This is a genomic window from Bacillus sp. FSL K6-1033 (assembly GCF_038630765.1).
In the GTDB taxonomy this organism is placed as follows: Bacteria; Bacillota; Bacilli; order Bacillales; family Bacillaceae; genus Bacillus; species Bacillus altitudinis.
On the sequence record NZ_CP152041.1, the window covers coordinates 2706591 to 2731400 of the forward strand.

The window sequence follows — 24810 nt, forward strand, 5'->3', positions numbered from 1 at the left end:
TCCCCTGCTCTCTGTTTATCTTTTTCGATAGATTAAGAAATAACTCGTCAGTGCGCCTACAGCTCCACCGATGCACATCCCAACAAAATATCCAATTAATGAATCTGAAGAGAAACCAACCCAGCCAAACCCTAAGACGCCAAACACGATCACCATAATTTGAATTGGGCGATCCATTATTGAATAAAGGAAGAATCGGCCATTTCGTTCAATTGGATGTTTAATAAAGCTAAACAAGCCTATAAGGTAAAATAGCAACATCATGACAATTGGAACGATGTATTCTTCACCATTGAACCAAAGCGGATATTCCTGATAAAAACTGTTAGCTGTAATATAAGTAATGGGGGAAATGGGCGTGATCAAAAAATTAAAGATTTTATCCAGCCACATCCCGCTTGTTTTAAAGATAAAATCTAAATGAAGGATTGGTAAACCAATCACTAAGTAAGGTAAAATAGCTGTACTAAATCCAACGATTGCTTGAGAAATAGCACTCCCTGTTAAAGCACCTGCTGCAAAAAACAAACTATAGATCATCAAGGCTGACAACAGTGCAGAAACATAAAGACTGTTAAATCCAGGTGTCTCTATTGGCCCAAGACCTAATTTTAATAAATAAATGAGAAGGTATGAAACAGCATGAACACTTGCAATAATTCCAGCACCTAAGAAAAACTTTGTGTGAAAGATGGAACTTCTACTAAACGGCAAGGATACGGTAAAGTCCATCTGCCCTTTATTTCTTTCAAATCCTAGCTGAATCACAGCAAAAAATATTCCCATGACCCATGAAAGTGAGAGAAATGCGTCCGTCTTAAAAATATAAGTGAATGTTGTTGTATCCATTAGACAGTCTCGGTTATTCAAACAATCTTGAAAGGTTGAGTACTCCATTAAGAGGGATAATGGCGTCGCAAAGATCGCAACAAGCATCACTAAAATGAATGTCAGCTCAGACTGCTTCCATTCCTTATATAACAATTGCCGCTTTACCATCTGCGTTTCCCTCCAAACTTCGCAATGAATACTTCTTCTAAATTTACAGGCAGTTCATGCCACACTTTTGGTTCAAGCGATTTCAAATACTCTTTTGCTTCTTCATCTGTTTTGAGTACAAGTGCTGTATAGAACACACCCGCTTGATCTAAAATGGCAACGCCTTTTTTTCTAATACTTAAGTTCATATCCTCTTCAAATGCCATCTGGATTTTAACGTAGTCATTCTTTAATTCATCTAAATCCATAACACTTGTGAGCTGATTTCCTTCCAAAAACCCGATTCGGTTACACATACGCTCAATATCCTCTAAACGGTGAGATGTAATTAAAATCGTTGTTTGTCGTTCTGCCACCTCGTCAATCATCAGCTGAAGAACGTCATTTCTTGTGACTGCATCAATCCCGTCTGTCGGCTCATCTAACAAAATGACTGCTGGTTTGATGGCAAAACTTAAAATGAGGGACAGCTGCTTCTTTAAACCTGTCGACAATTCACGGTATTTCACTTTTTCCGGAATCTCATACCGGTTCACAAGCTCATTGGCATATGTCACGTCAAACTTTGGATACAGTTGTTTTAACAACTTCACAAGCTGTCCATAATTGTACCGGTCAAAGTAGGGATTTACGACTGGCATATACACAATATTTTGCTTCACTAACGGGTGGTCTTTTACGAGTACATCTTTAAAATAAATCTCTCCTTCATCTGGAAGAAGGATTTGCTGAATCAAGCGAAGAAGTGTTGTTTTACCAGAGCCATTCCGGCCAAGCAGACCAAAGATCTCTCCTTCGCCTATCTTGAAGGAAACGTTGCTGAGTACTTCACGTCCATTTAATTTCTTTGATACATTTCTGACCTCAATCAACTTGTTTTCCTCCTTTTAGACTTGAGCTGATCTCCTCCAGCCACTCTTTGAGTTGATGAATATCAATACCGGCATAATGAGCTTCAATAATGAGTTGCCTTAATTGCTCCTTCATCTCTAACACCTTCCCTTCATTCAGCTTTAACTGTGCACCTTCTGTCACATACGTTCCACGGCCTCTTAATGTTTCAATAATTCCTTCCCGTTCAAGCTCTTTATACGCTTTGCTGACGGTGTTTGGATTCGCAATAATAATGGTGGCAAGCTCTCTCACAGAAGGCAGTTTGTCACCTGGTTTCATCACGCCTTTTAAGCACAAAATTTTTAACTGCTCAATGATTTGTTCATATATTGGTGCAGCGCTTCTTGGATCTATTTGAATCATGATGGCTCCCTCTTTTCTCATTCATGCTTTTGCAGTCCTATCGCTTGATCATGTCCTTGCATTAAAGGGACCGAATTTGGAATAAAATCTTTTTGAACTTCAAAACCAATGAAAACGAGAACGAAAAAAAATGTACATGCTAACGCAACAGCCAGCACCATCCACTTTAAATTGATTGGTTTTTTTTCTTTTTTCATGGTTAAACACCTTTCTTCACGTTTAAGTGTCTGTAGTGTATTAGTTGATGTAGTACACTTAATACAATATAGACACTTAATTGAAAAGTCAAGAGACTCTAGAAAAAAATAGGCAGACGAACCAGATAAAATGACGAAGCTACTTAAAAGCTTTCGGAAGCCAGGTTTGCTTCTGGTTTAGGGTGTTCAACACGTTAATAACTTTCATAATCGCCTGAAAAAGTGCATAATAAAAGACCCCGAATATTGAGGTCTCTACAATGTTTTAATTAGATACTATTACTTTGTTTTTGGACTTGCTTTTGAACAGGATTAGCACCCACCATACTAATAAAAATATATAGCCTATAACTGTAAAGATAGTCCAAACTGCACCCTGTCGCAATTGACTAAATAAGTGTTCAAATTCATTCATTCCTTCTACTCTACCAATGCTATTTATCAGGCTAATAATCGGAATTGTAACAGTAAATACAATGGTTAGAATGGACAATCCCCTATGTTTATTTTTCACAACACTGAATATTGCGGTTCCTAATGTTGCTAAGAAAAACAAGTAATATAATGCCCAAAACCAATCAGGAAGAGTCTCCAACATTTCTTCTACCCCCTTGAAGATATTTGCAATTTCTATATATAACATACTTTAACAGAATAAAAACCTATTTATCCAAAAACAACTTTGCGAAAACAGCCAAAAAATAAAAACAGACCCTTAAAAGAAGGATCTGTTCATCATTCGTTCTCGTATGAAATACCTAAAATCATTTGGTTTTGCAGACTTTGAATTTGTACACGCGTTCTGTCTAAACGTTCTCTTTGCTGATCATTGGCGACATCTTTTAACTTTTCTAATTCATTCACCGCATCCTCAAGCATGAGCTGCGCTTTTGAAAATTCTTCTACGTTATAATGTTCTTGGCGAGAGCTCAAATCAAACTGTTCGCTTGCAAACTCAAGAGTCTCAGTGCTTTTTTGGACAAATTCATCGATTGATTTTCTAGTTGCCATCTAGCCATCCCTCCATTTCATCATTGCTCTCGCCTATTTTGCCCACGTAAAGCTTTTTCACTAAAGAAAATGTTGGACAGATTCAATTGTCCTCTTTCGTGATTTTTGTTAAACTTTAAGGATGCCTATTATTATGCAAGGAGGTTACTGACTTGGATCAGCATAACCCTTTTTTATATTCAAACAGCGAGAAACGTTATCACACATGGAATTATCATTTGCGTGAGCACTTTGGTCATAAAGTATTTAAAGTCGCATTAGACGGCGGCTTTGATTGTCCAAACCGTGATGGTACTGTCGCACATGGAGGCTGCACATTTTGCAGCGCAGCAGGATCTGGTGATTTTGCAGGGAACCGGGCGGATGATCTCATCACTCAATTTAATGAAATCAAGGACCGGATGCATACAAAATGGAAAGATGGAAAATACATGGCGTATTTCCAAGCTTACACAAACACACATGCGCCGCTTCCTGTTTTAAAAGAAAAATACGAAACCGTCATGAATCTGGATGGAGTGGTTGGTTTATCGATTGCCACAAGACCTGATTGTCTGCCAGATGACGTCGTGGAATATTTAGCTGAGTTAAACGAACGGACATATCTATGGGTTGAACTTGGTCTACAAACTGTACATGAGCGGACAGCGATGCTCATCAACCGTGCCCATGATTATGAATGCTACGTAGAAGGTGTAGAAAAACTGCGAAAACATGGCATTCGAGTCTGTTCACATATCATCAACGGTCTTCCTCTTGAAAACCGAGATATGATGATGGAGACAGCAAAAGCTGTCGCTGATTTAGATGTGCAAGGAATTAAAATTCATCTACTTCACCTGTTAAAAGGAACACCGATGGTAAAGCAATATGAGAAAGGCAAACTAGAGTTTCTCAGCCAAGAGGAATATGTCCAGCTTGTCTGTGATCAGCTGGAGATCCTGCCCCCAGAAATGATTATTCATCGTATTACAGGCGATGGTCCCATTGAATTAATGGTAGGTCCAATGTGGAGTGTGAATAAATGGGAAGTGCTCAATGCCATTAATGCTGAGCTTGAAAGACGTAACAGCTACCAAGGCAAACGCTTCGTCAGATTGGAAGAAGCGGCAAAATGATTTTAAAACGGATGCTCCCTTTTAGTAAAGAACTGTTAGAACGTGCTTGTCAAAAAGGCGATATTGTCATTGATGCAACGATGGGAAATGGCCATGATACACGCTATTTAGCTGACCTTGTCGGGAGAGATGGACAAGTTTTCGCATTCGATGTACAGAAGGAAGCCATTGAGCAAACAAGCAAAAGACTTGGTGAGCACTATCCAAACGTTCACCTGATCCATGACGGACATGAACAACTTGCTGAGCATCTGCCAGCGGATGCTTATGGTCACATATCTGGTGCAGTGTTCAATCTTGGATACTTACCAGGAGGCGATAAAACCGTCACAACTCAGGCCCATACAACCATTGAAGCGATCAAACAGCTCATGGATTGGCTTAAGCCTGGAGGTCTGATCGTTCTTGTGATTTACCACGGGCACCCCGAAGGAAAAAAAGAGAAGGACATCCTTCTTGATTATTGCAAAACCCTCCATCACGAAGAAGTACAGGTAATATCTTATCAATACATGAATATTCAAAACGATCCGCCCTTTGTGGTAGCCATCGAAAAAAAACTCAAATCCTCTTAATGGATTTGAGTTTTATTATTTAATAAGCGTATTGGTCAATGATTTCTTCAAGCACTACTTCTAGCTCTTCTGCATCTGCAAGCTCTGATTGAGTAAAGCGGACACGTACAAGCTGTTCTCCGTCATTATACATTTCTTCCAGCCAGCCACGCAGCCCCCTTGCTCTGCGGTCAACTTCAAAAATGAGATCTAGCCCCTCTTCATCAATGAAGAAAATCACCTCTAACTCATCAAGCATTTGACGATAATAGTCGGAAGTCGGTATGAACTCAAACTCTTGAACAAAGGGAAGGCGGCGCCTGAAATAAGGTGCTTCTTCACAGTCTGCTTCATGAAGGTGAAAGCCTAAGTTTCCAACAGCTTCAAGCACACGTTTCACCCACGGGTGCGCGCTTACAAAAATGCGGTCATGATCAGATTTATCAATACCACCTTGAATATCAAGGTCTGTCACAACAGCCACCTCTACTTTACCTACAGTCATTGGTGTATCAAGAGGAAGGTGAAACGAGAATGTAAACTGATGAGCTTCCGCAGGCTGAATCGTGAATGATTCAGTCACTCGGACAGAATGGATGGTTGTGTGTTTTCGTTGCTCTTCATCATCTTTTACAATGGTGTACCATGTTTTCAACTTTAAATCAATATAGCGAATATCTTGAGGCACTTTTCCGCCCTTCACATGGACTGTTCCCTTTACTTCTTCTCCCGGTTCATACGCATCTTTCTCCAAAATTGTATCCACTTTTGCTGCACCGATTCCTACACTTGCTACAAACTTTTTAAAAAACGACATATTCGACCTTCCCCTTTTTTAAGTTTTTCAACAAATATACGTCATAAGGAGTAGATACGATTCATTCAATTCATACTTTTCTCCTATTTTTCGTACACTAAGAATAATATCGGCAGCAAATAAGAGGATTGTAATCATAAAAGAACTGTACATGTTCCAAAGCGAAACAGTTCAAAACAAAAAAGCTTGTAGAAAAACATTTTCTACAAGCTGATGAGCTTATTTTATACGTTAAGAAGATTTCATCCAAGGCATTTTCTGATAGGTTCGATAGGCTCTGCCATTGATATAGAAAAAGAACGATGTTTTCCCGCTTGATTTGATCAACCGCTTTGCCAACTTGTTCATCTCTTTTTGAGCTGTCACTTTTTCATCAGACAAATAGACCGCAAGTAACCCTCTATTGATTAGTTTGTGAAAATTCTCGTGTGGAATGCCTTTCAGCTGTTCATCCGCTTTTTCAATAAAATGCTGTAGTCTATCCATCATCTCATGATGAGAGTTGTAGTACGAGCAAAAATTCAAATCGCCTTCCAGCCTGTCCTCTTCTTGGTCGATTAAATAGTCCAGTAAGATGTGCAGACCTTGAATATAAGGGAAATAGCTTTCGTAAATTTGCTTCGCCTGCTTCTCTGTAAAATCAGGCTGCAGTGCATAAGCCACAAGACAGAAAATACCCAGCGTTGATCCTGCACATGCGGAAAACTCATACCACTCCATCTTCGGTAAATCCTTTTCATACTGGCGGAACCATGACTCTAATCGAGGTTCACGCTCATGAGGAACCACATGCTTATGTACTTGTAAATCACTATAATAATCACACAGCGTATGTAAATAGGGCTGAATGATCGGATAATGTGCTAGACGTGACAGCACATCTTGGCACGTCCTGACTAGCGCATGCAGGTACCCATGATCCTCTTGATCATCACGGAATTGATAATACGGCTTAAGCTCCGCATGAATATCGAGTGCATCTCTCATTGCCTGATGCAGCATATGAAAATCCTTTGGATCAAGTGATGTACTGCGGTCACACAAGTTATCTAAATAATCGCTAATCGTTTGGTACGCCACAATGAATTCAATACACGTTTCCTTCGCTTCACCTGCAAGCAGAGATAAAATTCCCCCGCCTTCACAGTGAAAGGTTTTACTGGATATGCTCGCTAGTGCCTGCGTTCTCAGTTCTTCGTTTTCAATCATTTCTGCATGAGCCCGCCACTTTTTTAGCTCCTGATGAACTAGCGGAAAAATATCTTTATACACCTTCGTCATCAGTGCAAAAGGACGTTCTGGTACTGACAAATCAATCCACCCCCAACTTAAGCTCACAATCAAATATATTGATCAGTAAAGGCTCTTGCCGCCTTAAACACATCTTCTCGCTCGGGCTCATTAAAAATTTCATGATAAAGCCCTTCCCATTCACGGTATGATTTATTGGTTGATTCAATGCCATTGAACCATTTCATCACTCTTGTTTTATCTACAATCTTGTCATCGCCTGCCTGCATGAGCAGGAGTGGAATCGACCGAAAAACATTCGTAGGCTGCATCGCCGCATCGATATTTTTCACCAGTTCTCGATACCAGCGAACCGACACCTTCGTCACATAAAGCGAATCATTCGAATCTGCCTCTATCACATCTTGATTCCGTGTGGCAAGTTCGATCGACAGCCCAGATTCGACTTTAAAAGACGGCGCCAGCACATTTAGCCCTTTTGACGCAAAATCCATCAGCTTCTTTGGTTTAAATTGCAGACCTAAACAAGGTGATGATAAAATAAGGCCATCAATCTTCGTATGGGTATACTGCTTGAACCATTCAATCGAAATCAGTCCCCCCATACTATGTCCAAGTAAAAATGTCGGAAGTCTGAACGACTTCGCATGTTCAATCCATTCATCCACTGTATCAATGTATTCTTGAAAAGAACGAATGTGGCCTCTCGCACGTGTCGATGTCCCTTGCCCAGGCAGGTCACCCATGACGACGTGATAGCCTGCATTTCGCCACATTTCGATCAGCCATTTATATCGGCCATGATATTCACTAGCACCATGTACAATGACAATTGTACCAACCGGTCTTTCAGCATGCCAAGTCCACAAAGTAAACACCTCACAAATGTTGTATTAAGAAAGGAAGTCGAAAAAGTGATTTATCCATATCATCAGTTTACACCTGAGATTCATGAATCTGTCTTTGTTGCAGAAAACGCCACCATTACAGGTGATGTCACAATTGGAGAATATTCAAGCGTTTGGTTCCAAACGGTCATTAGAGGCGATGTAGCTCCTGTGAGAATTGGAAAAAACGTCAACATTCAAGACTTATCCTGTCTGCATCAAAGTCCTGGAAAAACACTTCTTATTGAAGATGGTGCTACCATTGGACACCAAGTCACATTACATAGCTCTATCATTCGAAAAAATGCCCTCATTGGCATGGGATCCATCATTCTCGATGGTGCGGAAATTGGCGAAGGAGCCTTTATTGGTGCAGGTAGCCTTGTCCCGCAAGGAAAAGTCATCCCAAAAGGTTCACTCGCTTTTGGCCGTCCAGCCAAAGTCGTTCGCCAGTTAACAGATGAAGATATCCAAGACATGGATCGTATCCGCAGAGAATATGTAGAAAAAGGACAATACTATCGTTCCCTTTTATCGCGTTAACATCATACATGTATCTTCACTTTATCATGTTTTTTTCAGGATATTAAGCAATAACTGTGTACCGCTTGTTATTTTACCCTTTTCCACTACTTTCTATCATGACAAAAAAGGTTTTCAGCACAAAGCTGAAAACCTTTTTCATTAGCTAAAAATAACTTCTTTCGGCTGGTGATTCAACTGCTCTGGATCAATGCTGCGCTCTACATAGATGCTATGCCAGATCATAAAGATCAGGACAGTCCAAATCTTACGGCTATGATCTGCTTTTCCAGCACAATGATCATTTAATAAATCAAGAACATATGCCTTGTTAATGTATTCATCTGTCTGACTGTTTTTAATGATATCTTTCGCCCAAGCGTTCATCTCATTTTTCAGCCAATGACGAATTGGCACAGGGAAACCTAGTTTTTTACGGTTTAACACATGGTCCGGTACAATGCCTTCTGCTGCTTTACGCAATAAATATTTCGTTGTACCGTCTTTCGTTTTCAACTCTTCTGGAATTTTAGAAGCTGCTTCAAATACGACCTTATCAAGGAATGGAACACGAAGCTCAAGAGAATTCGCCATTGTCATCTTATCTGCTTTCAGCAAGATATCCCCGCGCATCCACGTATGGATATCAACATATTGCATTTTGTTAATATCGCTGTAGCCTGCACTTTCCTCGAAGTATGTTTTCGTCACGTCTCGATACGTGATGTTCGGATCATACTGCTTTAAGAGGTTTTTCTTTACTGGCTCTTCAAAGATTTTCGCATTGCCGATATAACGTTCCTCTAATGGCGTACAGCCGCGAACGATAAAGCTTTTCCCTTTCATTCCTTCTGGCATTAAACGAGCCAGACGAAGAAGAAGCTTTTTCAGCATGGATGGTACAGATTCAAAAGGCTTTAGAGACAGCGGCTCACGGTAAATATTATATCCACCGAATAGCTCGTCTGCTCCCTCACCTGAAAGAACAACTGTGACTTGTTTTTTCGCTTCTTTTGCTACGAAATACAATGGAATCGCCGCTGGATCAGCCAAAGGATCATCTAAATGCCAGACGATCTTTGGAAGCTCATTCATATATTCCTCAGGAGAAATCACAGCACTAAAGTTTTGCAATCCCAGCTTATCAGCTGTTTCTTTTGCTACATCTACCTCACTGAATCCATCCTGCTGGAAACCAACAGAGAATGTCTTCAGTTCAGGGTGAAATTCCTTTGCGACTGACACGATGAAAGAAGAATCGATCCCGCCTGATAGGAATGAACCAACAGGCACATCACTTCTCATATGGACTTTTACAGAATCATAGATAGCATCACGTACTTCTTCTACTAATTTCTGCTCTTGTGTTTGTTCAGGTTTGAATTGAACTTTCCAGTAAGTCTTAAATGCAATGTCTTGGCCTGGACGCAGTGTAAACTGATGACCTGGCTCGACTTTGTGCACTTTTTGATCAAGTGTATTTGGCTCAGGAACGAACTGAAAAGACATGTACTGCTGCAAAGCAGTCTCATCAAATAAAATGTTCTCATTCACAGCCATTAAGCTTTTGCGTTCAGAAGCAAAGTACACTTGGTCATCCATTTGTGTAAAATAGAGCGGTTTAATGCCGAAAGGATCTCTTGCGCCATATAATAACTGCGCTTCTTTATCCCAAATTAAAAATGCAAACATCCCGCGAAGCTTCGATGCCGCTTCTTCTTTATAGTGGCGATATGTGGCAAGAAGGACTTCCGTATCAGAATCTGTGCTGAACGTATAGCCTTTTTTCACAAGCTCTTCTTTCAGCTCCACATAGTTATAAATTTCTCCGTTGAAAATAATCCAATATTTTTCATCTTCATAAGAAAGCGGCTGCTTTCCGTGTTCAACATCTATAATACTTAAACGTCTAAATCCAAATCCTACATGCTCATCATGAAAGTACCCCTCATCATCCGGACCTCGATGAACGATGAGACGATTCATTTGCTTAATTAACTCTTCCTGCTCAGTAGTTTCGGACAATGGACGGTGATTAAATACACCAACAAACCCACACATATTATTGCCTCCACGTTATGTTATTTCTTAAAAGTAGACCTATAATTAGACAGTATTTTGTCCAATTTTGTTTCACATTTTTACGCTTTTTGTAGAATTTTTTTTAATCAAAAGGAAAACCGCTTAAAATAAGCGGTTTTGTATGTTGTTATTCTCCTAATGCTTCCTTGCGAAGCGTGTCGGCTTTATCCGTTTTTTCCCATGGAAGATCCAAGTCATGACGGCCAAAATGTCCGTATGCAGCGGTTTGTTTATAGATCGGACGACGTAAGTCAAGCATTTTAATAATGCCGGCTGGACGAAGATCAAAGTTTGCACGTACCACTTCAATTAATTTCTCTTCAGAGGCTTTTCCTGTTCCAAATGTATCAATTGAAATGGAGACAGGCTGTGCAACACCAATTGCATAAGCAAGCTGTACTTCACATGAATCTGCAAGACCAGCTGCTACGATATTTTTCGCTACATAGCGAGCCGCATATGCTGCCGAACGGTCAACCTTCGTTGCATCCTTACCAGAGAAAGCACCACCACCGTGACGAGCATACCCACCATAAGTATCAACAATGATTTTACGTCCAGTTAAACCAGCATCCCCTTGAGGTCCACCGATAACAAAGCGGCCTGTTGGGTTGATGAAGTATTTTGTTTCTTCATCGATCAGTTCACTTGGAACGACAGGGCGGATGACATGCTCTTTTAAGTCGCTTTGAATTTGTTCAAGCGTCACTTCTGGTGCATGCTGTGTAGAAATAACCACCGTATCAATACGAACTGGTTTGTTTTGTTCATCATATTCAACTGTTACTTGAGTTTTTCCGTCTGGACGAAGGTATGCAAGTGTTCCATTCTTGCGTACTTCTGTTAAACGGCGAGATAATTTATGTGCAAGAGAAATCGGCAGTGGCATAAGCTCTTCAGTTTCGTTGTTTGCAAAACCAAACATCAGACCTTGGTCACCTGCACCGATCGCATCAATTTCTTCTTCAGTCATTGTTCCTTCACGTGCTTCAAGCGCTTTGTCTACACCTTGCGCAATATCAGCAGACTGTTCATCAATTGATGTAAGAACCGCACATGTTTCCGCATCAAAACCATATTTCGCACGTGTGTAGCCAATTTCCTTAATCGTGTCACGCACCGTCTTTGGAATGTCGACATAAGTAGACGTTGTAATCTCACCGCTTACTAATACGAGACCGGTTGTTACAGAAGTTTCACAGGCAACACGTGCATTTGGATCTTTCTTTAAAATTTCATCCAAAATGCTGTCTGAAATTTGATCACAGATTTTATCTGGATGTCCTTCGGTCACTGATTCTGAAGTAAATAAACGACGATTTTGACTCATAATGGCTATTTCCTCCTGTACAAGACCACATCATCCCAAGATGAGGCCTCCAATATGATACGGAACTCGTTCCCTCTTATATTTCAACATGTTTATATTAGAGATGTTATTGGCAATTTGTTCATATGATATCCCAAAAATAAAAAAACCATTTCCTTCATTGCGAGGAAAGGGTCTGAGATCGCATGCCTTTCACTCTTATCGCTCAAGGTGTTCTTGTACCTTGCATCAGGTTAGCACCTTGGTTTCTCAGCATGTTCATGCCTTTTTCATAAGAAACCGGTTGCTGGGCTTCATCGGGCCTGTCCCTCCACCAACTCGGGATAAGAGTATCCGTTCAATAAGATATCTTATCTTAAACCCTTGCGTCATGTCAATGGTTCATAGGAATTATCTCCCCTTTTTTTCACCTCATCATTAGCATCACCAAAAAGCATATTTTCATAGCAGAAATGAAAAAACACACACAAAAATGTTTAAATAGTATAGACTATTATTATCAATGTGTTATACTAATCAAAACAAACAAATTCAACGGTAAAGGAAGGGTTTTTTTATGAACTCAGTGGATTTAAAAGAAGATTTGCAGTCATTGCTCTCATTAGAAAATACGCACCAAAATTTATCTGTTCCGAAACTTGTTGAAAAGATTTTGGCACGTAATGAAGGCGTTTTAACTTCAACTGGTGCTGTGCGCGCCACAACGGGTGCCTACACTGGACGTTCGCCTAAAGATAAATTCATCGTAAAAGAAGAAAACTCTGAACATAAAATTGATTGGGGTCAAGTGAATCAACCGATCTCGAAAGAGGCATTTGATCGTTTATATACAAAGGTTGTGTCATACTTAAAAGAACGTGATGAACTATTTGTCTTTGATGGCTTTGCCGGTGCTGACGAAAAATACCGTATGCCAATTACAGTTGTAAATGAATTCGCTTGGCACAATCTCTTTGCAAAGCAGCTATTCATCAGACCTGATGGATCAACACCATCATCAAACGAAAAACCTTTCACCATCTTATCTGCACCTCACTTTAAAGCAGATCCTGAAACAGATGGCACAAACTCTGAAACGTTTATTATCGTTTCTTTTGAAAAACGGACGATTCTGATCGGTGGAACAGAATATGCAGGAGAGATGAAAAAATCCATTTTCTCTGTTATGAACTACCTGCTTCCTGAACAAGATATTTTATCAATGCACTGCTCTGCTAACGTCGGTCAAGAAGGCGATGTTGCTTTATTTTTCGGCCTTTCAGGTACTGGAAAAACGACGCTTTCTGCAAGTGCAAGCCGCAAGCTGATTGGAGACGATGAGCACGGTTGGTCTAACACAGGTGTCTTCAATATTGAAGGCGGATGCTATGCAAAATGTGTGAACTTAAGTGAAGAAAAAGAACCACAAATTTACAAAGCCATCAGCTTCGGATCAGTGCTTGAAAATGTAGTACTTGATGAAGAAACACGTGAAGCAGATTATGATGACACATTCTTTACTGAAAATACACGTGCGGCTTACCCAATCGAAATGATTGATAACATCGTGAAACCAAGTATTGCAGGTCACCCATCTGCCATCGTCTTTTTAACAGCTGATGCATTCGGCGTTTTACCTCCAATCAGCCGTTTAACGAAAGAACAGGCGATGTACCACTTCTTGAGCGGTTACACAAGTAAATTAGCGGGAACTGAGCGTGGTGTGACGTCACCAGAAACAACGTTCTCTACTTGCTTTGGTTCACCATTCTTGCCACTTCCTGCTCATGTCTATGCTGAAATGCTTGGTAAAAAAATCGATGAGCACGGCGCAAAAGTATTCCTTGTGAATACAGGCTGGACTGGCGGCGGCTACGGTACGGGCAAACGAATGAATCTTGCTCATACAAGAGCAATGGTGCAGGCAGCGATCGAAGGCGATCTTGACAACGCTGAAATGATCACTGACGACATCTTCGGATTACACATCCCGCTTCATATTCCAGGAGTGCCAGATGAAGTGCTTCAGCCTGCTAAAACATGGGACGATCAAGAGGCTTACAAAGAAAAAGCAAACTTCCTTGCAAATGAATTTAAAAAGAACTTCAAAAAATTCAGCCATGCAGCAAGTGATATTGAAGCAAAAGGCGGACCACTCGTCTAATCAAAAGGAAAAAGCTGAGGGAATGAATCCCTCAGCTTTTTTAGTTCGTTGAATGTAATGACACAAGACGGTACGTCACCTTCGTGATATTGTCTGTGAGCTCCAGCTTTTCAACATGTGCTGTTCCCGTTTTTTCTCCGTCTTTCGTTTTACGCACCTCAAGCGGAATATTTAATGGATAAATGCGGTACCCTTCCTTCATGAGCTCAAACACATTTTCTTCAATTCTTGTCTCTTTTCCTTTTGTGACAATCATTGTATTAAATTCAACAGGCATTCCCATAATGAAAATCCCCCTACTTTCTATATTTCTTTCTACCGTTTATTTTACCACATTTCCGCCTTTTCGGCTGTGCATCCATGTCGTCAACCGTCTGACAATCTCCCGGTTATGCTGTGGCGGGAAATAATGATGATATCCGCGAAAATACCATGTTTCCACAGACTTGCCATGCTGACGCAGGGCATCTTCTAATAAATACGCATGCTCAATGGATACATTCTCATCCAGCTCCCCATGAATGATTAGGACAGGTGCTTCAATTTGGTGCACATGATTCAAAGGCGTTCTAGCCTCATATGCTTCTGGTACCTTATGCGGAGGACCTCCTATCACACGCTTCATCATTCTTCTCATATCCACACGTTCTTCATAGGTGAGCTTCATATCACTTACGCCTCCCCATGTCACAAAGGAAGCGGCCTCATGCTTCATTTCAACAGCGGTCCATATGCCCATAATTCCGCCGCGGGAAAAACCAAAGATATGAATGCGCTCCTGCTTCACCTTTTGATGATGTTTCAACAGCTGAAATGCAGCAAATGCATCTTTCCTGTCTTCTCCGGCAAAATCCTCGTTCCCTTCGCCTCCTTGATTCCCTCGGTAGAAGGGCGCAAAGACGACAAACCCTTGCGCAGCAAATTGCACAATTCGGCCAGGTCTAACCATTCCCACATTTTTAATGCCGCCCCGTAAATATAAAAAACCGTCATAGAGACCTTCTCCGGCCGGTTCAGCGAGCAGCCCCTTCACCCGAAGTCCATCGGCCTCATATGTCACTGTATATAAGTGAATATGCGGATGTGGCGCCGGGAACCTTCTCTTTTCCACAATCACTTGAATTCTCTCCTTTTCATTCGGTGTTACGTTAAATGCTTGATAATGGCCTCTGCGACGAGCTGGCCTGATTTTGTCACCATCGGAGTGCCGCCGCCTGGATGACTTGTGCCACCAACAAACCAAAGTCCTTCAATATCCTTTGATTGATTATTGATGCGAAAAAATGCCTGCTTGAATGAGTTTGACGACATGCCATAAATGGCCCCATGATACGCTCCCGTTTTTTGCTGCAAATCAAGCGGGGTTTGTACCGCTTCAAATTCTACAAGCTGGTCAAGATCAAAGAGACCCTTTTCCTTTAGTTTTGTTTTCATATGCTGGCCATATGTCTCCTTTAGCATGTCCCAATTTTGCTCTTTTGTCACATATGGCGCATTGGCCAATACAAACAAGTTGCTTCTTCCTGGCCCTCCGCTTAAAGCTGGCTCTGAATGACCTGAATAACAGATGTAAAGCGTCGGATCATGAGGAAGCTGTTTTTTCTGAAAAATATCCTTGAATTCTTGTTCATAATTCTCTGGAAAAAACACGTTGTGATGAGACAGTTGTTCATAGACTTTAGAGACGCCCAACAAAAGAACAAAACCTGATAACGATGGCTCAATGTTTGCCAGTTTTTGATTTCCAAAGCTCGGGCGGTCTTCTTCATCAATTAATTGGCGATAAACAGTCAGTGCATCTGCCCCCGCAATGACTTGATCTGCCTCATATAACTGCTGATCCGTTTCAACTCCTTGGATTCGCTTATTCTTTACATGAATCTTTTTGACTGGTTCATTGAGATGAATTTGGACACCCAATTCCTTTGCCAGTGTCTCAAATGCCTCAACTAAACGATACGTACCGCCCTTAATACCATAAATGCCTTTTTCTCCTTCTAAATAAGCCATCATATTAAAAATAGCAGGTGCCTCGTATGGAGAAGAGCCAATGTAAGTCGCATACCGGCCAAACATCGCCAATGTATGAGGATGACGAAAATATTGACGCAGCAAGCGCTGAACAGATGTAAAAGGTTTGACAGCAAGAAGGGCTTTCATTAGCTTGACATCCGCTTTATCCTTCCAGGTCAATAATAAACGATTTAAAAACTGATCCTCTGCCATTTGAAAAAGCTTCTTCGATTCCTGTAAAAATGCCCGGTATTGCTGTGCATCCTCTGGACTAAAAACTGCAATTTGTGATTCCATTTGCTCAATATCTGGCGTAAACTCGACCGTATGTCCATCTGAAAAAACGTTTTTAGTAAGGGGGAAAATCGGATAAAACGTCACATAATCCTCCATTCGTCTATGACAGGAGGTAAATACTTCCTCAAAATACGCCTTGATTGTAATGGTACTCGGTCCTAAATCAAAAGAGTAGCCAGACGCTTGATGGCGTTGTAATTTCCCGCCTAAAGAAGCTTCTTTTTCTAAAATGGTGACCTGGAAACCGCGTGACTGTAAGCGAATCGCAGCCGATAACCCGCCAAGTCCGCCGCCAATAATGATCACTTTTTTCATTCGTACCTTCTTCCTTTCCATTCATAGCCTTCTTTTTTCAGCCCAATTTTCATAGAAGCAAAACCAATGGCAATCAGGCTCATGATACTGACAGGCAATAAAAAGGCCATCGTAGACGTTCTTCCATTTTCGATATCAATGACCGCTTTAATGGATACACCCAGCCCGTAGCAAAGAAGGGCTAAACAGAGATTGACCACATCAAAATGAATCAGTGCGATCATAAAGCAAATAACAGGAACTACATAAAGGACGGAGTATAAACAAAAGACACTGCTTAACAAAGCAATGTTTCGATTCACTCCCGGGAACAAATTTTTCCGATATCCTTCCCATACTTCCTGTCCACTCTCATACATTCTCATGTAGACAAAAGAATGAATACTTGCCAGTGTGAACGGAAAGCCCTTCTCTTTCACTCGTTTAGCCAAAGCCATATCATCCACAAGAGAATCCTTGATCGCTTCATGACCACCTATTTCGTGATAACAGTTCTTTTCAATGGCAATAAAGCCGCCATGTGCTGCGGCAAAAGCAGGATGTTGAGATGTTCTGACCCACTTCACTGGCAGATGACAGCCAATCGTAAACATCATCATAGGAACGACAAGATGCTCAAAAGGCGTTCCCGTTTTTTGCTCTGGGAAACCTGAAAGCATGCCCGTTTTTTGTATGCATAACTGTTTGTACACCGCTTCAATAGCTCCTTGTTTTAAGCGGACATCTGCATCTAAAAATAACAGCCAATCAGAAGATGCTGCCTCAGCAAGCTGGGAACAAGCATATGATTTTCCAAGCCAGCCGCGCTTCAATACTTGACCTGACTGAACGCGAATCCATGGATATTTCTCTGCGAAGCCCTCTGCAATCATTCTCGTCTGATCTGTCGAGTGATCATCCAGCACGATCAACTCTTTCGGATGGAGACGCTGATCAACAATCGACTGAAGGCAGGCTTCCAGCCGTTTTTCTTCATTTCTCGCTGGAATGAGGATCGATAATGAAATGCGTTCATCAGGTGAAAGAGATGCCGGCTTGAGTACAGGAAATTGCTTCATATTCCAAATCGTAAACATCAATTGGCAGAGCAGCAAAACACTGATGACAATTAAGAAGATCGCCATGTTTTCACCCACTTTTTAAAGGAATCAAACGCATCACTAGTTGACCGGCTTGTCCTTGTCACCTGCCTAAAATGTTCGTTTGTTGAAAAATCTGGATTAGCAATAACCTGTGCTTGATGTGCGTTTAACTGTGTTTCAAGCAGGTCTCCGAGTAAACTTGTTACTTCCTTACTCCGAAGTGATCCGCCAGCTACCAGGACATCTTCTCCAAATTCAACCGATACCGTCGGTTTTTGAAATTGATTAAATGTATAATGCAGTGTCACAGGTTTGATGACGACCTGCTCAAATTGCCTGACTAAAAAAGAAGCTCCGCCTTCCAGTTCAAGCGGCCTTATGTCTTGGTGCATAATTTTCCCCTGCGGGAAGAGCCACACAGCCCCGCCAGCCTCCATCTTCTCCTTTGCGGTCATTAATGCCTGCTTGACACTTTTCAGCTTCTCTTTATGAACTGGAAATGCACCAAGTTTTTGAAAAAAAGCATATTGCTTCAACTGCTTCTCTTCCATCATCATGGCATGATCCAGCTCAGACATTTGTTCTATTAAAAGAAAAATGATCAGTCCATCCCACCATGAACTGTGATTAGCAAGATAAAGAACAGGATGCTTCTCCTTTGGGTCAACCGTACCTTTCATCATGACACAGCGAAAATGTTTGTTCAGTAAATATCGTTCAAGATAAAAATAAAAGAGTCGTCTAAACGATCGGTTTTTGTCGCTTTCTTTCAAATCGAACCCTTCCTTCACACAAGATGACAATGATCAGTGCTAAATAAAAAATGACATCCAGCCCGCCCTTTAATGCTAAAAGACCAAAGAAGAACACCATGGCCTGATAAATACACCCATTCCAGCGCAATGCCTGCTGATCAATTGATACGAGCGGGAACAGAAATGAAAGTCCTGCTCCAATGATACCCCAGCTGACAAAATTCTCAAAAGGGATACCAAAGAAACCTCCGCCGTCATACCACACCCAAAACTTTCGTTCAGCCGCTACCGGATCTAATATGAGATCAAGCAGTACAATCCATATACCCGTTTCGACGGCTCGTTTCCACTTCGATTGTTGTCTTGATAAAAAAAGACTATTTAAAAACACACCAACCCATGCAAAAGCGATCGTCAAAGGCACTCCCGCCACAAGAAATCCAAGTGTCGGATAATAATCATAGGCCCCAAATGGAAAATCAGTTGTGATCCCCACCCATTCAACTGTAAACGTCAACACACCCACAATGGCTGCTCTTACGATCACAAAGCTCCATGCCCCGTAAATATTTCGGCCAATCTCAATGACGCAGCAGGCATAAAGCACAAGAAAGATACCATTCGCAAACTGAAGCCATGCCGGCACTTCAAAAAAGACCATTAAAATAAGACCTACTACATACCAACCAACAAATACCCAACTCAATCTATACACGAAACCGCTCCTTTATTTCTGCCAAATTCAAGAAAGCATTCATGCTTCTAGTATAGAAAAAAAGACACGTTCTATAAATAAACAATGCGCTTCTTATTTCATCTAGGCACTCACCAAAAATCCCTTTTGACATACTTTAATTAGTGATCTAGAACAAAGGAGGCGAATTACTCTTGAATCGTTCCATTAAAGTCAGACTGGCATTCATATTCGTTGTCCTGCTCTTTATTCCATTTGTCGCCTGTAAAAAAGACCAAGAGCAGACCGTACAAGTAGCCGAGGTGACCCATTCGGTCTTTTATGCACCACTTTATGTCGCCCTATCCGAAGGATTTTTCAAAGATGAAGGCTTAGAGGTTGAATTAAAAACCACTTGGGGCGGCGATAAAACAATGACAGCTCTCTTATCTGGCGGCGCTGATATCGCTCTGACCGGATCTGAATCTTCTATTTATGTGGAAGCACAAGACACGAAAGACTCTGTCATGAACTTTGCACAGCTGACACAAACAGACGGTACATTTCTTGTTTCAAGGGAAAAAATCAATCAATTTTCTTGGGATCAATTGAAAGGAAAAGACTTTCTCGGACAACGGAAAGGCGGCATGCCGCAAATGGTCGGTGAATATGTCCTGAAAAAAGAAGGCATTGATTTGAAACAAGATCTTCGCATGATTCAAAATATTGATTTTGCCAACATTTCAGGTGCTTTTTCCTCTGGAACTGGCGATTTTGTACAGTTATTCGAACCGACAGCTTCCTTAATTGAAAAAGAAGGCAAAGGGTACATTACCGCCTCCTTTGGTGAGGCTTCCGGCAAGGTGCCTTATACCACCTTTATGGCAAAGAAGAGTTACTTAGAAGAAAACAAAGAGACAGCTGAAGCCTTTACTCGTGCCATTTACAAAGCGCAAAAATGGGTCAAAGCAAAGAGCCCTGAGGAGATTGCCAAGACAATCCAATCTCAATTTCCTGATACAGACCTTGATGTCTTATCAACAGCTATCAAACGCTACAAACAGCAGAACTCCTATGCAACAGATCCCCTTCTAAATGAAGAGGAATGGAACAAATTACAGGAAATCATGAAGGCAAGTGGTGAACTGCCGGAATTTATCCCGTACAAACAACTTGTCGATTCATCCATTGCCAAGAAGGTCACAGATCACAAATAGAACAGGAGGTAGCACATGTCTTTCCTTCAAATTGACCATGTGACCCACACGTACTTCTCTTTAAAAGAAAAAACAACGGCCATACAGCACATCAATATGGAGATCACTCAAGGTGAATTCATCTCATTTATTGGTCCTAGCGGCTGCGGGAAAACAACCTTGCTTTCCATCATCGCAGGCATTACGCCACCCTCTGAAGGTCGAATTTTAATCGAAGGAAAAGAACCGAATCAACAGGAGCATCAAATCGGTTATATGCTCCAGCAAGATTATTTGTTCCCATGGAAAACGATCAAGGAAAATGTCATTCTCGGGTTAAAAATTGCAAAACAAGATTCACATGAAGCCACCTCAGCTGCCCTTAGCTTACTGCCAAAGCTTGGACTCAATGATGTCGAAGAAAAATACCCGAAAGAGCTGTCAGGCGGGATGAGGCAGCGTGCGGCTCTCGCCCGAACGCTTGCAGTTGATCCCGGCCTGCTTCTGCTAGATGAGCCATTTTCAGCACTAGATTACCAGACGAAACTGACATTAGAAGACCTCGTCTTTCACACATTAAAAAACTACCAAAAAACGGCTGTTCTTGTCACGCATGACATCGGCGAAGCCATTGCGATGAGTGATCGCATTTTCTTATTCTCAAAGCATCCCGGCTCTATCCAGCGAATGTTTACCGTCCCCGATGATCTGAGGGCACTCTCTCCTTTTGAAGCGAGACAGACAGCAAGTTTCCAAGAGCTCTTTCAAACGATTTGGAAGGAGCTGAAGACAGTTGAAACACAGTGATCTTTTACATGAAGCCTATCGAAAAAAAGTTCGAATGGAAAAACGCATGACGCGAGTCTACCAGTTGATCATTTTCGCCAGTTTCTTTTCACTTTGGGAGCTTGCGAGCCATTTCAGACTGATTGACCCGCTCATTTTCAGTTCACCATCTGCCGTCTGCCAATTGTTTGTACAAAAATTATCAGATGGTTCATTAATTAATCATATGAGCATTACGCTATTTGAAACAGTGCTCGGCTTTCTACTTGGTACTTTTTGCGGCATTTTATTAGCCGCCGCCTTATGGTGGTCCACCCGTCTTGCAAATGTACTTGATCCTTATTTGGTTATTTTAAATGCGATGCCGAAAGTCGCTCTCGCCCCCATTCTAATTGTTGCCCTTGGACCAGGCATGATCAGCATTGTCGCGATGGGTGCCATTATCAGTGTGATCATTACCACCATCGTCATTTATACAGCCTTTCAAGAAGTCGATGAGAATTATTTAAAAGTCATGAAAACCTTTGGCGCGAAAAAAAGAACGGTCTTCCGTGAGGTCATTTTGCCAGCAAGTATTCCAACGATGATCTCTGCCATTAAGGTCAATGTTGGTCTTTCTTGGGTTGGGGTCATTGTGGGAGAATTCCTTGTTTCCTCAAAAGGACTCGGCTATATGATCATCTATGGCTTTCAAGTCTTCAACTTTACACTCGTGTTCTTAAGTCTTTTCATTATCGCTGTCTTCGCCACCATCATGTATCAGCTTGTTGAATGGCTGGAGCGCCGTTTTCTGCAAAAATAAAAAGCGCAGGGTCATTTCCCTGCGCTTTTTTTAACGAATCAAACCGTTCTTTTCTAAATAAGCCAGACTTTGTCTTAAAACATCATCTTTCATAATAAAACTGAAATTTTTATTTTTTGCGATGGATCTTGGTAAGTCTGCGAAAAGAACGGGTCCTTTCGTTTCAAAATACGTGTCCTGCTTGACGAGCCTTTCAATATCAGCGAAATAAATATTTTTGACAATGACTTTCTCTCTGCCAAGCACCTGATATTGACCAATATACGTTAATTCACGAACAACAGCACCCGTCTCTTCGTGAATCTCTCGTATAGCGGCTTGATCTGCTTCTTCATTTGGCTCTACTTTCCCTCCTGGAAATTCGTAGCCACGATCCTCATGTTCAGTAAGCAGCCATTTTCCTTGATAGCGGCAAATGGCCCAAACATGCTTAGGATGACTTGAAAAAGGCTGCTCTTCAAAAGAGAGCTTGACCGTATTATGATAATAGTCTTTAAATACATGCATGTGAAATCCCTCATATCCTGTCCTTGCTTCTTGTAAAACATCATACCACAGATCACATTTCTCTGAAGAATTTTTATAAAAAGTGAAACAAACGAGTGCTTCTATCTCGTCTGTATGTAAAATAAGTATTCTTGCTAAAACCTTTTTATCATCTCCATCCTCATCCCATTTTAATCATGAAACCTTTTGCCCATGATGACGTAAATCAATAAGTGTTTGTCCTACACAGACGAGGAGGAAACCAGCATGAGCATCACAAATGGATCAAAACAAGAAAATAACAAAGCATGGCCAATGAGGCAACATGAGAAAGAAGACGCTTCTCTTGAGGCAGTGAAGAAACACCTCATGAAAGGACAAAAGTTAGATTTAACAAAAGACAATCCAAATGTAGATCAAATTCATATCGGACTTGGCTGGGACTTATCTGGTCAGCCAATTGATTTAGATACGCAAGTGTTTCTCTTAAATGAAGAGGACAAGCTTCTGTCTCCAAAACACCTGATCTATTATCATCAGCAGCAAAGCTTAGATGGAGCTGTTCGCCATCTAGGTGATCATCAGGTCGGCGGAGGCCATCGGGACAATGAGATCATCATTATGCAGCTAAGCAGAGTCTCACCCGATATTCATAAAATCGTCGTAACTGCCACCATACATGATGCACACGAGCGGGCACATCATTTCGGACAGGTGACCAATGCCTACTTGCGCCTTTCAGATCAAATCACACAACAGGAGATTTGTACCTTTCAGTTAACAGAGGATTATTCATTTTGTACCTCCATCATTTGTGCTGAACTAACGAGAGTTGAGAACGAATGGAAAATCACCGCTACCGGACAAGGTACGCCCCTTGATTTAAACGACCTATTCCGCATCTACGGATTCACATCTTGACAAAGGAAAGGAGCTGGCACAAATGGGATTTCATTTCAACACGATCGAAGAACTGACCTTACAAGCAGAAGGCAACGGGATCTTTTTTGCCAAAAAAGGCGCGATGATTGCCGATCAAGGCACATTTCAATACCGTAAACGATTACTTGGGACGAATAAAGGAAATATGGTCAGCCAAGTATTTAATCATATTAGCAGAAAATTAACAGGTGAAAACCTTGAGATGATGGAAGTGAGTGGACAAGGCACTTGCTACTTGGCTGATTCTAGCGAGCATGTGACCGTCATCAATCTTGAGCCGAACGGTCCTTGGCAACATGTTAGCGTGGAAAGTGAAGATTTACTTGCCTTTACTGAAGAATGTCACTATGGCGTGACACCAGTAGGCGTTGGGATTATATCACAGAAAGGGCTATTTACTTCAAAGCTCTCGTATCAAGGTCACGGGGCGCAGGTTGCCATCAAAACAAATGGAAACCCGCTGATTTTAAAAGCACCTTGCCGTGTAGATCCTGACGCCATTGTCGCTTGGACGGGCAAAGCACCGAAAGTCAAATTAGATGTGAACTGGAAAACGTTCATTGGACAAACATCAGGCGAATCCTACTTGTTTGAATTTCATGAACAGGACCAAATTGTGATTATCCAGCCATCTGAACGAACATCTGGAATGCGGATCGGGATAGATGATAACCGGTACAAACCCCAGAGTCAGAGTACCTCACACGAAATCACCAACTCACAGCAGGAAAATAGAGGCGGAATCAGTGATCTAATCGGCGGTATCTTACAGCCTCGAAAATAAAAGCATGTAGAATGTCTCTACATACTTTCAGATCGTTGACAAAAGGCTAAAATGAACTTTCTTTTAGCCTTTTGTCTTCTTTTCAGCGTGATAGAAAACCTTTGCAGTTTAGGAAGGACGAGTACTGGCGCAGAGCGAATTTGACATTCATGAGCACCTGACAAAGAATGCGAGGGTTTGTCTACATGCTTTTTCAATTCATCAGTCCATTGGTCTCAATAAAGTTCTTTGTCTCTTCGTTACCGAGATCATGAATCATCGAGTAAATTTCTTTTCTTTTCCTATCCATTTCGTCGTTTGGACTATCATAATAATATTCAAGAAATGGAACATGCGCCCGAAAGAAACCTTTCCAATCTGTCATATACTGTTCATCAAAATACTCTCTTAACTGCAAGATTTGGTCATCATCTGCTTCTATCTGAAATTGCCAAGCAGCCGCGTCTCTGTGCTGTGAGATTGATCCGTCTTGAACGGATACATAGTATGTGTGTCTCGCCATCTGATTCAT

At 41.3% G+C, this 24810-nt stretch carries 28 protein-coding genes and 1 riboswitch; of the genes, 9 read left to right on the plus strand and 19 right to left on the minus strand.

Annotated features, from left to right (window positions below; all coding sequences use genetic code 11):
• Positions 1-15: 15 nt before the first annotated feature.
• The 6 genes from MHH31_RS13805 to MHH31_RS13830 form a co-directional block, all read right to left on the minus strand.
• Positions 16-999, minus strand: coding sequence for an ABC transporter ATP-binding protein (locus tag MHH31_RS13805; RefSeq protein WP_052320829.1), 984 nt, complete (start codon positions 997-999; stop codon positions 16-18).
• Entirely contained in the window at positions 993-1871 is an 879-nt protein-coding gene (locus tag MHH31_RS13810) for an ABC transporter ATP-binding protein (protein ID WP_007501894.1), read from the minus strand. Before MHH31_RS13810 ends, MHH31_RS13805 begins: the two co-directional genes overlap by 7 nt.
• Positions 1864-2256, minus strand: a complete 393-nt coding sequence (locus MHH31_RS13815) for a GntR family transcriptional regulator (RefSeq protein ID WP_024719312.1) — start codon at positions 2254-2256, stop codon at positions 1864-1866. Before MHH31_RS13815 ends, MHH31_RS13810 begins: the two co-directional genes overlap by 8 nt.
• A 17-nt stretch (positions 2257-2273) precedes the next feature.
• A complete protein-coding gene (locus MHH31_RS13820) occupies positions 2274-2453 on the minus strand; it encodes a hypothetical protein (RefSeq protein ID WP_008342991.1) in 180 nt (59 codons plus the stop codon).
• A gap of 265 nt (positions 2454-2718) precedes the next feature.
• Complete coding sequence (locus tag MHH31_RS13825) at positions 2719-3051, minus strand: hypothetical protein (RefSeq protein WP_024719313.1); 333 nt, start codon at positions 3049-3051, stop codon at positions 2719-2721.
• Positions 3052-3188: 137 nt separating this feature from the next.
• Positions 3189-3464 carry a YtzC family protein gene (locus tag MHH31_RS13830; protein WP_017367895.1) on the minus strand — a complete coding sequence of 92 codons (276 nt, stop codon included), beginning with the start codon at positions 3462-3464 and terminating at the stop codon, positions 3189-3191.
• A 152-nt stretch (positions 3465-3616) separates the two neighbouring features.
• On the opposite strand from MHH31_RS13830, the gene MHH31_RS13835 reads away from it, so the two are divergent.
• Both MHH31_RS13835 and MHH31_RS13840 read left to right on the plus strand, forming a co-directional pair.
• Positions 3617-4582 carry a TIGR01212 family radical SAM protein gene (locus tag MHH31_RS13835; protein WP_017358356.1) on the plus strand — a complete coding sequence of 322 codons (966 nt, stop codon included), beginning with the start codon at positions 3617-3619 and terminating at the stop codon, positions 4580-4582.
• Entirely contained in the window at positions 4579-5157 is a 579-nt protein-coding gene (locus MHH31_RS13840) for a class I SAM-dependent methyltransferase (RefSeq protein ID WP_017367896.1), read from the plus strand. The genes MHH31_RS13835 and MHH31_RS13840 overlap by 4 nt, the downstream gene beginning before the upstream one ends.
• A 19-nt stretch (positions 5158-5176) precedes the next feature.
• Here the strand turns inward: MHH31_RS13840 and MHH31_RS13845 are convergent, their stop codons facing one another.
• The 3 genes from MHH31_RS13845 to MHH31_RS13855 form a co-directional block, all read right to left on the minus strand.
• Positions 5177-5953 (minus strand): sporulation protein, encoded by a 777-nt coding sequence (locus MHH31_RS13845; protein WP_342494905.1) that lies wholly within the window; start codon positions 5951-5953, stop codon positions 5177-5179.
• Between the two features lie 231 nt (positions 5954-6184).
• The gene (locus MHH31_RS13850) at positions 6185-7264 is read right to left on the minus strand and encodes a tetraprenyl-beta-curcumene synthase family protein (protein ID WP_017358359.1); all 1080 of its coding nucleotides are present in this window, start codon (positions 7262-7264) and stop codon (positions 6185-6187) included.
• Positions 7265-7293: 29 nt separating this feature from the next.
• The gene (locus MHH31_RS13855) at positions 7294-8073 is read right to left on the minus strand and encodes an alpha/beta hydrolase (protein ID WP_019743683.1); all 780 of its coding nucleotides are present in this window, start codon (positions 8071-8073) and stop codon (positions 7294-7296) included.
• Between the two features lie 45 nt (positions 8074-8118).
• Between MHH31_RS13855 and MHH31_RS13860 the strand changes: the two genes are divergently transcribed.
• Complete coding sequence (locus MHH31_RS13860) at positions 8119-8634, plus strand: gamma carbonic anhydrase family protein (protein ID WP_008342977.1); 516 nt, start codon at positions 8119-8121, stop codon at positions 8632-8634.
• Between the two features lie 141 nt (positions 8635-8775).
• On the opposite strand, the gene asnB is transcribed toward MHH31_RS13860, so the two are convergent.
• Together asnB and metK are read right to left on the minus strand one after the other, a co-directional pair.
• Positions 8776-10674, minus strand: coding sequence for an asparagine synthase (glutamine-hydrolyzing) (gene asnB, locus MHH31_RS13865; RefSeq protein ID WP_008342976.1), 1899 nt, complete (start codon positions 10672-10674; stop codon positions 8776-8778).
• 148 nt (positions 10675-10822) lie between these two features.
• Complete coding sequence (metK, locus tag MHH31_RS13870; protein ID WP_274660700.1) at positions 10823-12025, minus strand: methionine adenosyltransferase; 1203 nt, start codon at positions 12023-12025, stop codon at positions 10823-10825.
• Positions 12026-12220: 195 nt separating this feature from the next.
• Positions 12221-12355, minus strand: a riboswitch (SAM riboswitch).
• A gap of 226 nt (positions 12356-12581) precedes the next feature.
• On the opposite strand from metK, the gene pckA reads away from it, so the two are divergent.
• Positions 12582-14168 (plus strand): phosphoenolpyruvate carboxykinase (ATP), encoded by a 1587-nt coding sequence (gene pckA / locus MHH31_RS13875; RefSeq protein ID WP_007501908.1) that lies wholly within the window; start codon positions 12582-12584, stop codon positions 14166-14168.
• A gap of 40 nt (positions 14169-14208) precedes the next feature.
• Here the strand turns inward: pckA and MHH31_RS13880 are convergent, their stop codons facing one another.
• The 6 genes from MHH31_RS13880 to MHH31_RS13905 are packed head-to-tail and all read right to left on the minus strand — an operon-like array spanning position 14209 to position 19345.
• Positions 14209-14451, minus strand: coding sequence for a DUF2584 domain-containing protein (locus MHH31_RS13880; protein ID WP_017358362.1), 243 nt, complete (start codon positions 14449-14451; stop codon positions 14209-14211).
• Between the two features lie 39 nt (positions 14452-14490).
• The gene (locus MHH31_RS13885) at positions 14491-15285 is read right to left on the minus strand and encodes a prolyl oligopeptidase family serine peptidase (RefSeq protein ID WP_342494906.1); all 795 of its coding nucleotides are present in this window, start codon (positions 15283-15285) and stop codon (positions 14491-14493) included.
• 26 nt (positions 15286-15311) lie between these two features.
• A complete protein-coding gene (crtI, locus tag MHH31_RS13890; protein WP_342494907.1) occupies positions 15312-16793 on the minus strand; it encodes a phytoene desaturase family protein in 1482 nt (493 codons plus the stop codon).
• Positions 16790-17917, minus strand: coding sequence for a glycosyltransferase (locus MHH31_RS13895; RefSeq protein WP_342494909.1), 1128 nt, complete (start codon positions 17915-17917; stop codon positions 16790-16792). Before MHH31_RS13895 ends, crtI begins: the two co-directional genes overlap by 4 nt.
• Entirely contained in the window at positions 17902-18648 is a 747-nt protein-coding gene (locus MHH31_RS13900; protein WP_342494910.1) for a lysophospholipid acyltransferase family protein, read from the minus strand. Before MHH31_RS13900 ends, MHH31_RS13895 begins: the two co-directional genes overlap by 16 nt.
• Positions 18617-19345, minus strand: coding sequence for a carotenoid biosynthesis protein (locus MHH31_RS13905; RefSeq protein WP_268418637.1), 729 nt, complete (start codon positions 19343-19345; stop codon positions 18617-18619). Before MHH31_RS13905 ends, MHH31_RS13900 begins: the two co-directional genes overlap by 32 nt.
• Before the next feature lie 173 nt (positions 19346-19518).
• Between MHH31_RS13905 and MHH31_RS13910 the strand changes: the two genes are divergently transcribed.
• The 3 genes from MHH31_RS13910 to MHH31_RS13920 are packed head-to-tail and all read left to right on the plus strand — an operon-like array spanning position 19519 to position 22087.
• Complete coding sequence (locus MHH31_RS13910) at positions 19519-20520, plus strand: ABC transporter substrate-binding protein (protein ID WP_024719321.1); 1002 nt, start codon at positions 19519-19521, stop codon at positions 20518-20520.
• Between the two features lie 15 nt (positions 20521-20535).
• Positions 20536-21306 carry an ABC transporter ATP-binding protein gene (locus MHH31_RS13915; RefSeq protein WP_017367905.1) on the plus strand — a complete coding sequence of 257 codons (771 nt, stop codon included), beginning with the start codon at positions 20536-20538 and terminating at the stop codon, positions 21304-21306.
• Positions 21293-22087 (plus strand): ABC transporter permease, encoded by a 795-nt coding sequence (locus tag MHH31_RS13920; protein ID WP_007501924.1) that lies wholly within the window; start codon positions 21293-21295, stop codon positions 22085-22087. Before MHH31_RS13915 ends, MHH31_RS13920 begins: the two co-directional genes overlap by 14 nt.
• Before the next feature lie 30 nt (positions 22088-22117).
• On the opposite strand, the gene ytkD is transcribed toward MHH31_RS13920, so the two are convergent.
• Positions 22118-22594: an RNA deprotection pyrophosphohydrolase gene (gene ytkD / locus MHH31_RS13925; RefSeq protein WP_008342951.1), complete on the minus strand. Its 477-nt coding sequence runs from the start codon at positions 22592-22594 to the stop codon at positions 22118-22120.
• A gap of 246 nt (positions 22595-22840) precedes the next feature.
• Here ytkD and MHH31_RS13930 point away from each other — a divergent pair, with 246 nt between their 5' ends.
• Positions 22841-23494: a TerD family protein gene (locus MHH31_RS13930; RefSeq protein WP_342494911.1), complete on the plus strand. Its 654-nt coding sequence runs from the start codon at positions 22841-22843 to the stop codon at positions 23492-23494.
• A 22-nt stretch (positions 23495-23516) separates the two neighbouring features.
• Positions 23517-24299: an AIM24 family protein gene (locus MHH31_RS13935; RefSeq protein WP_039168326.1), complete on the plus strand. Its 783-nt coding sequence runs from the start codon at positions 23517-23519 to the stop codon at positions 24297-24299.
• A 193-nt stretch (positions 24300-24492) separates the two neighbouring features.
• Here MHH31_RS13935 and MHH31_RS13940 read toward each other — a convergent pair whose 3' ends face one another.
• Positions 24493-24801, minus strand: a complete 309-nt coding sequence (locus MHH31_RS13940; protein WP_342494912.1) for a hydrolase — start codon at positions 24799-24801, stop codon at positions 24493-24495.
• Positions 24802-24810 lie beyond the last annotated feature (9 nt).

What these genes read in the sequence shown, in the direction of transcription:
- MHH31_RS13805 (WP_052320829.1), bottom strand. Translation starts at nt 999, where the DNA reads ATGGTAAAGCGGCAATTGTTATATAAGGAATGGAAGCAGTCTGAGCTG.
- MHH31_RS13815 (WP_024719312.1), bottom strand. Translation starts at nt 2,256, where the DNA reads ATGATTCAAATAGATCCAAGAAGCGCTGCACCAATATATGAACAAATC.
- MHH31_RS13820 (WP_008342991.1), bottom strand. Translation starts at nt 2,453, where the DNA reads ATGAAAAAAGAAAAAAAACCAATCAATTTAAAGTGGATGGTGCTGGCT.
- MHH31_RS13825 (WP_024719313.1), bottom strand. Translation starts at nt 3,051, where the DNA reads ATGTTGGAGACTCTTCCTGATTGGTTTTGGGCATTATATTACTTGTTT.
- MHH31_RS13830 (WP_017367895.1), bottom strand. Translation starts at nt 3,464, where the DNA reads ATGGCAACTAGAAAATCAATCGATGAATTTGTCCAAAAAAGCACTGAG.
- MHH31_RS13840 (WP_017367896.1), top strand. Translation starts at nt 4,579, where the DNA reads ATGATTTTAAAACGGATGCTCCCTTTTAGTAAAGAACTGTTAGAACGT.
- MHH31_RS13845 (WP_342494905.1), bottom strand. Translation starts at nt 5,953, where the DNA reads ATGTCGTTTTTTAAAAAGTTTGTAGCAAGTGTAGGAATCGGTGCAGCA.
- asnB (WP_008342976.1), bottom strand. Translation starts at nt 10,674, where the DNA reads ATGTGTGGGTTTGTTGGTGTATTTAATCACCGTCCATTGTCCGAAACT.
- metK (WP_274660700.1), bottom strand. Translation starts at nt 12,025, where the DNA reads ATGAGTCAAAATCGTCGTTTATTTACTTCAGAATCAGTGACCGAAGGA.
- pckA (WP_007501908.1), top strand. Translation starts at nt 12,582, where the DNA reads ATGAACTCAGTGGATTTAAAAGAAGATTTGCAGTCATTGCTCTCATTA.
- MHH31_RS13880 (WP_017358362.1), bottom strand. Translation starts at nt 14,451, where the DNA reads ATGGGAATGCCTGTTGAATTTAATACAATGATTGTCACAAAAGGAAAA.
- crtI (WP_342494907.1), bottom strand. Translation starts at nt 16,793, where the DNA reads ATGAAAAAAGTGATCATTATTGGCGGCGGACTTGGCGGGTTATCGGCT.
- MHH31_RS13895 (WP_342494909.1), bottom strand. Translation starts at nt 17,917, where the DNA reads ATGGCGATCTTCTTAATTGTCATCAGTGTTTTGCTGCTCTGCCAATTG.
- MHH31_RS13915 (WP_017367905.1), top strand. Translation starts at nt 20,536, where the DNA reads ATGTCTTTCCTTCAAATTGACCATGTGACCCACACGTACTTCTCTTTA.
- ytkD (WP_008342951.1), bottom strand. Translation starts at nt 22,594, where the DNA reads ATGCATGTATTTAAAGACTATTATCATAATACGGTCAAGCTCTCTTTT.
- MHH31_RS13930 (WP_342494911.1), top strand. Translation starts at nt 22,841, where the DNA reads ATGAGCATCACAAATGGATCAAAACAAGAAAATAACAAAGCATGGCCA.
- MHH31_RS13935 (WP_039168326.1), top strand. Translation starts at nt 23,517, where the DNA reads ATGGGATTTCATTTCAACACGATCGAAGAACTGACCTTACAAGCAGAA.
- MHH31_RS13940 (WP_342494912.1), bottom strand. Translation starts at nt 24,801, where the DNA reads ATGGCGAGACACACATACTATGTATCCGTTCAAGACGGATCAATCTCA.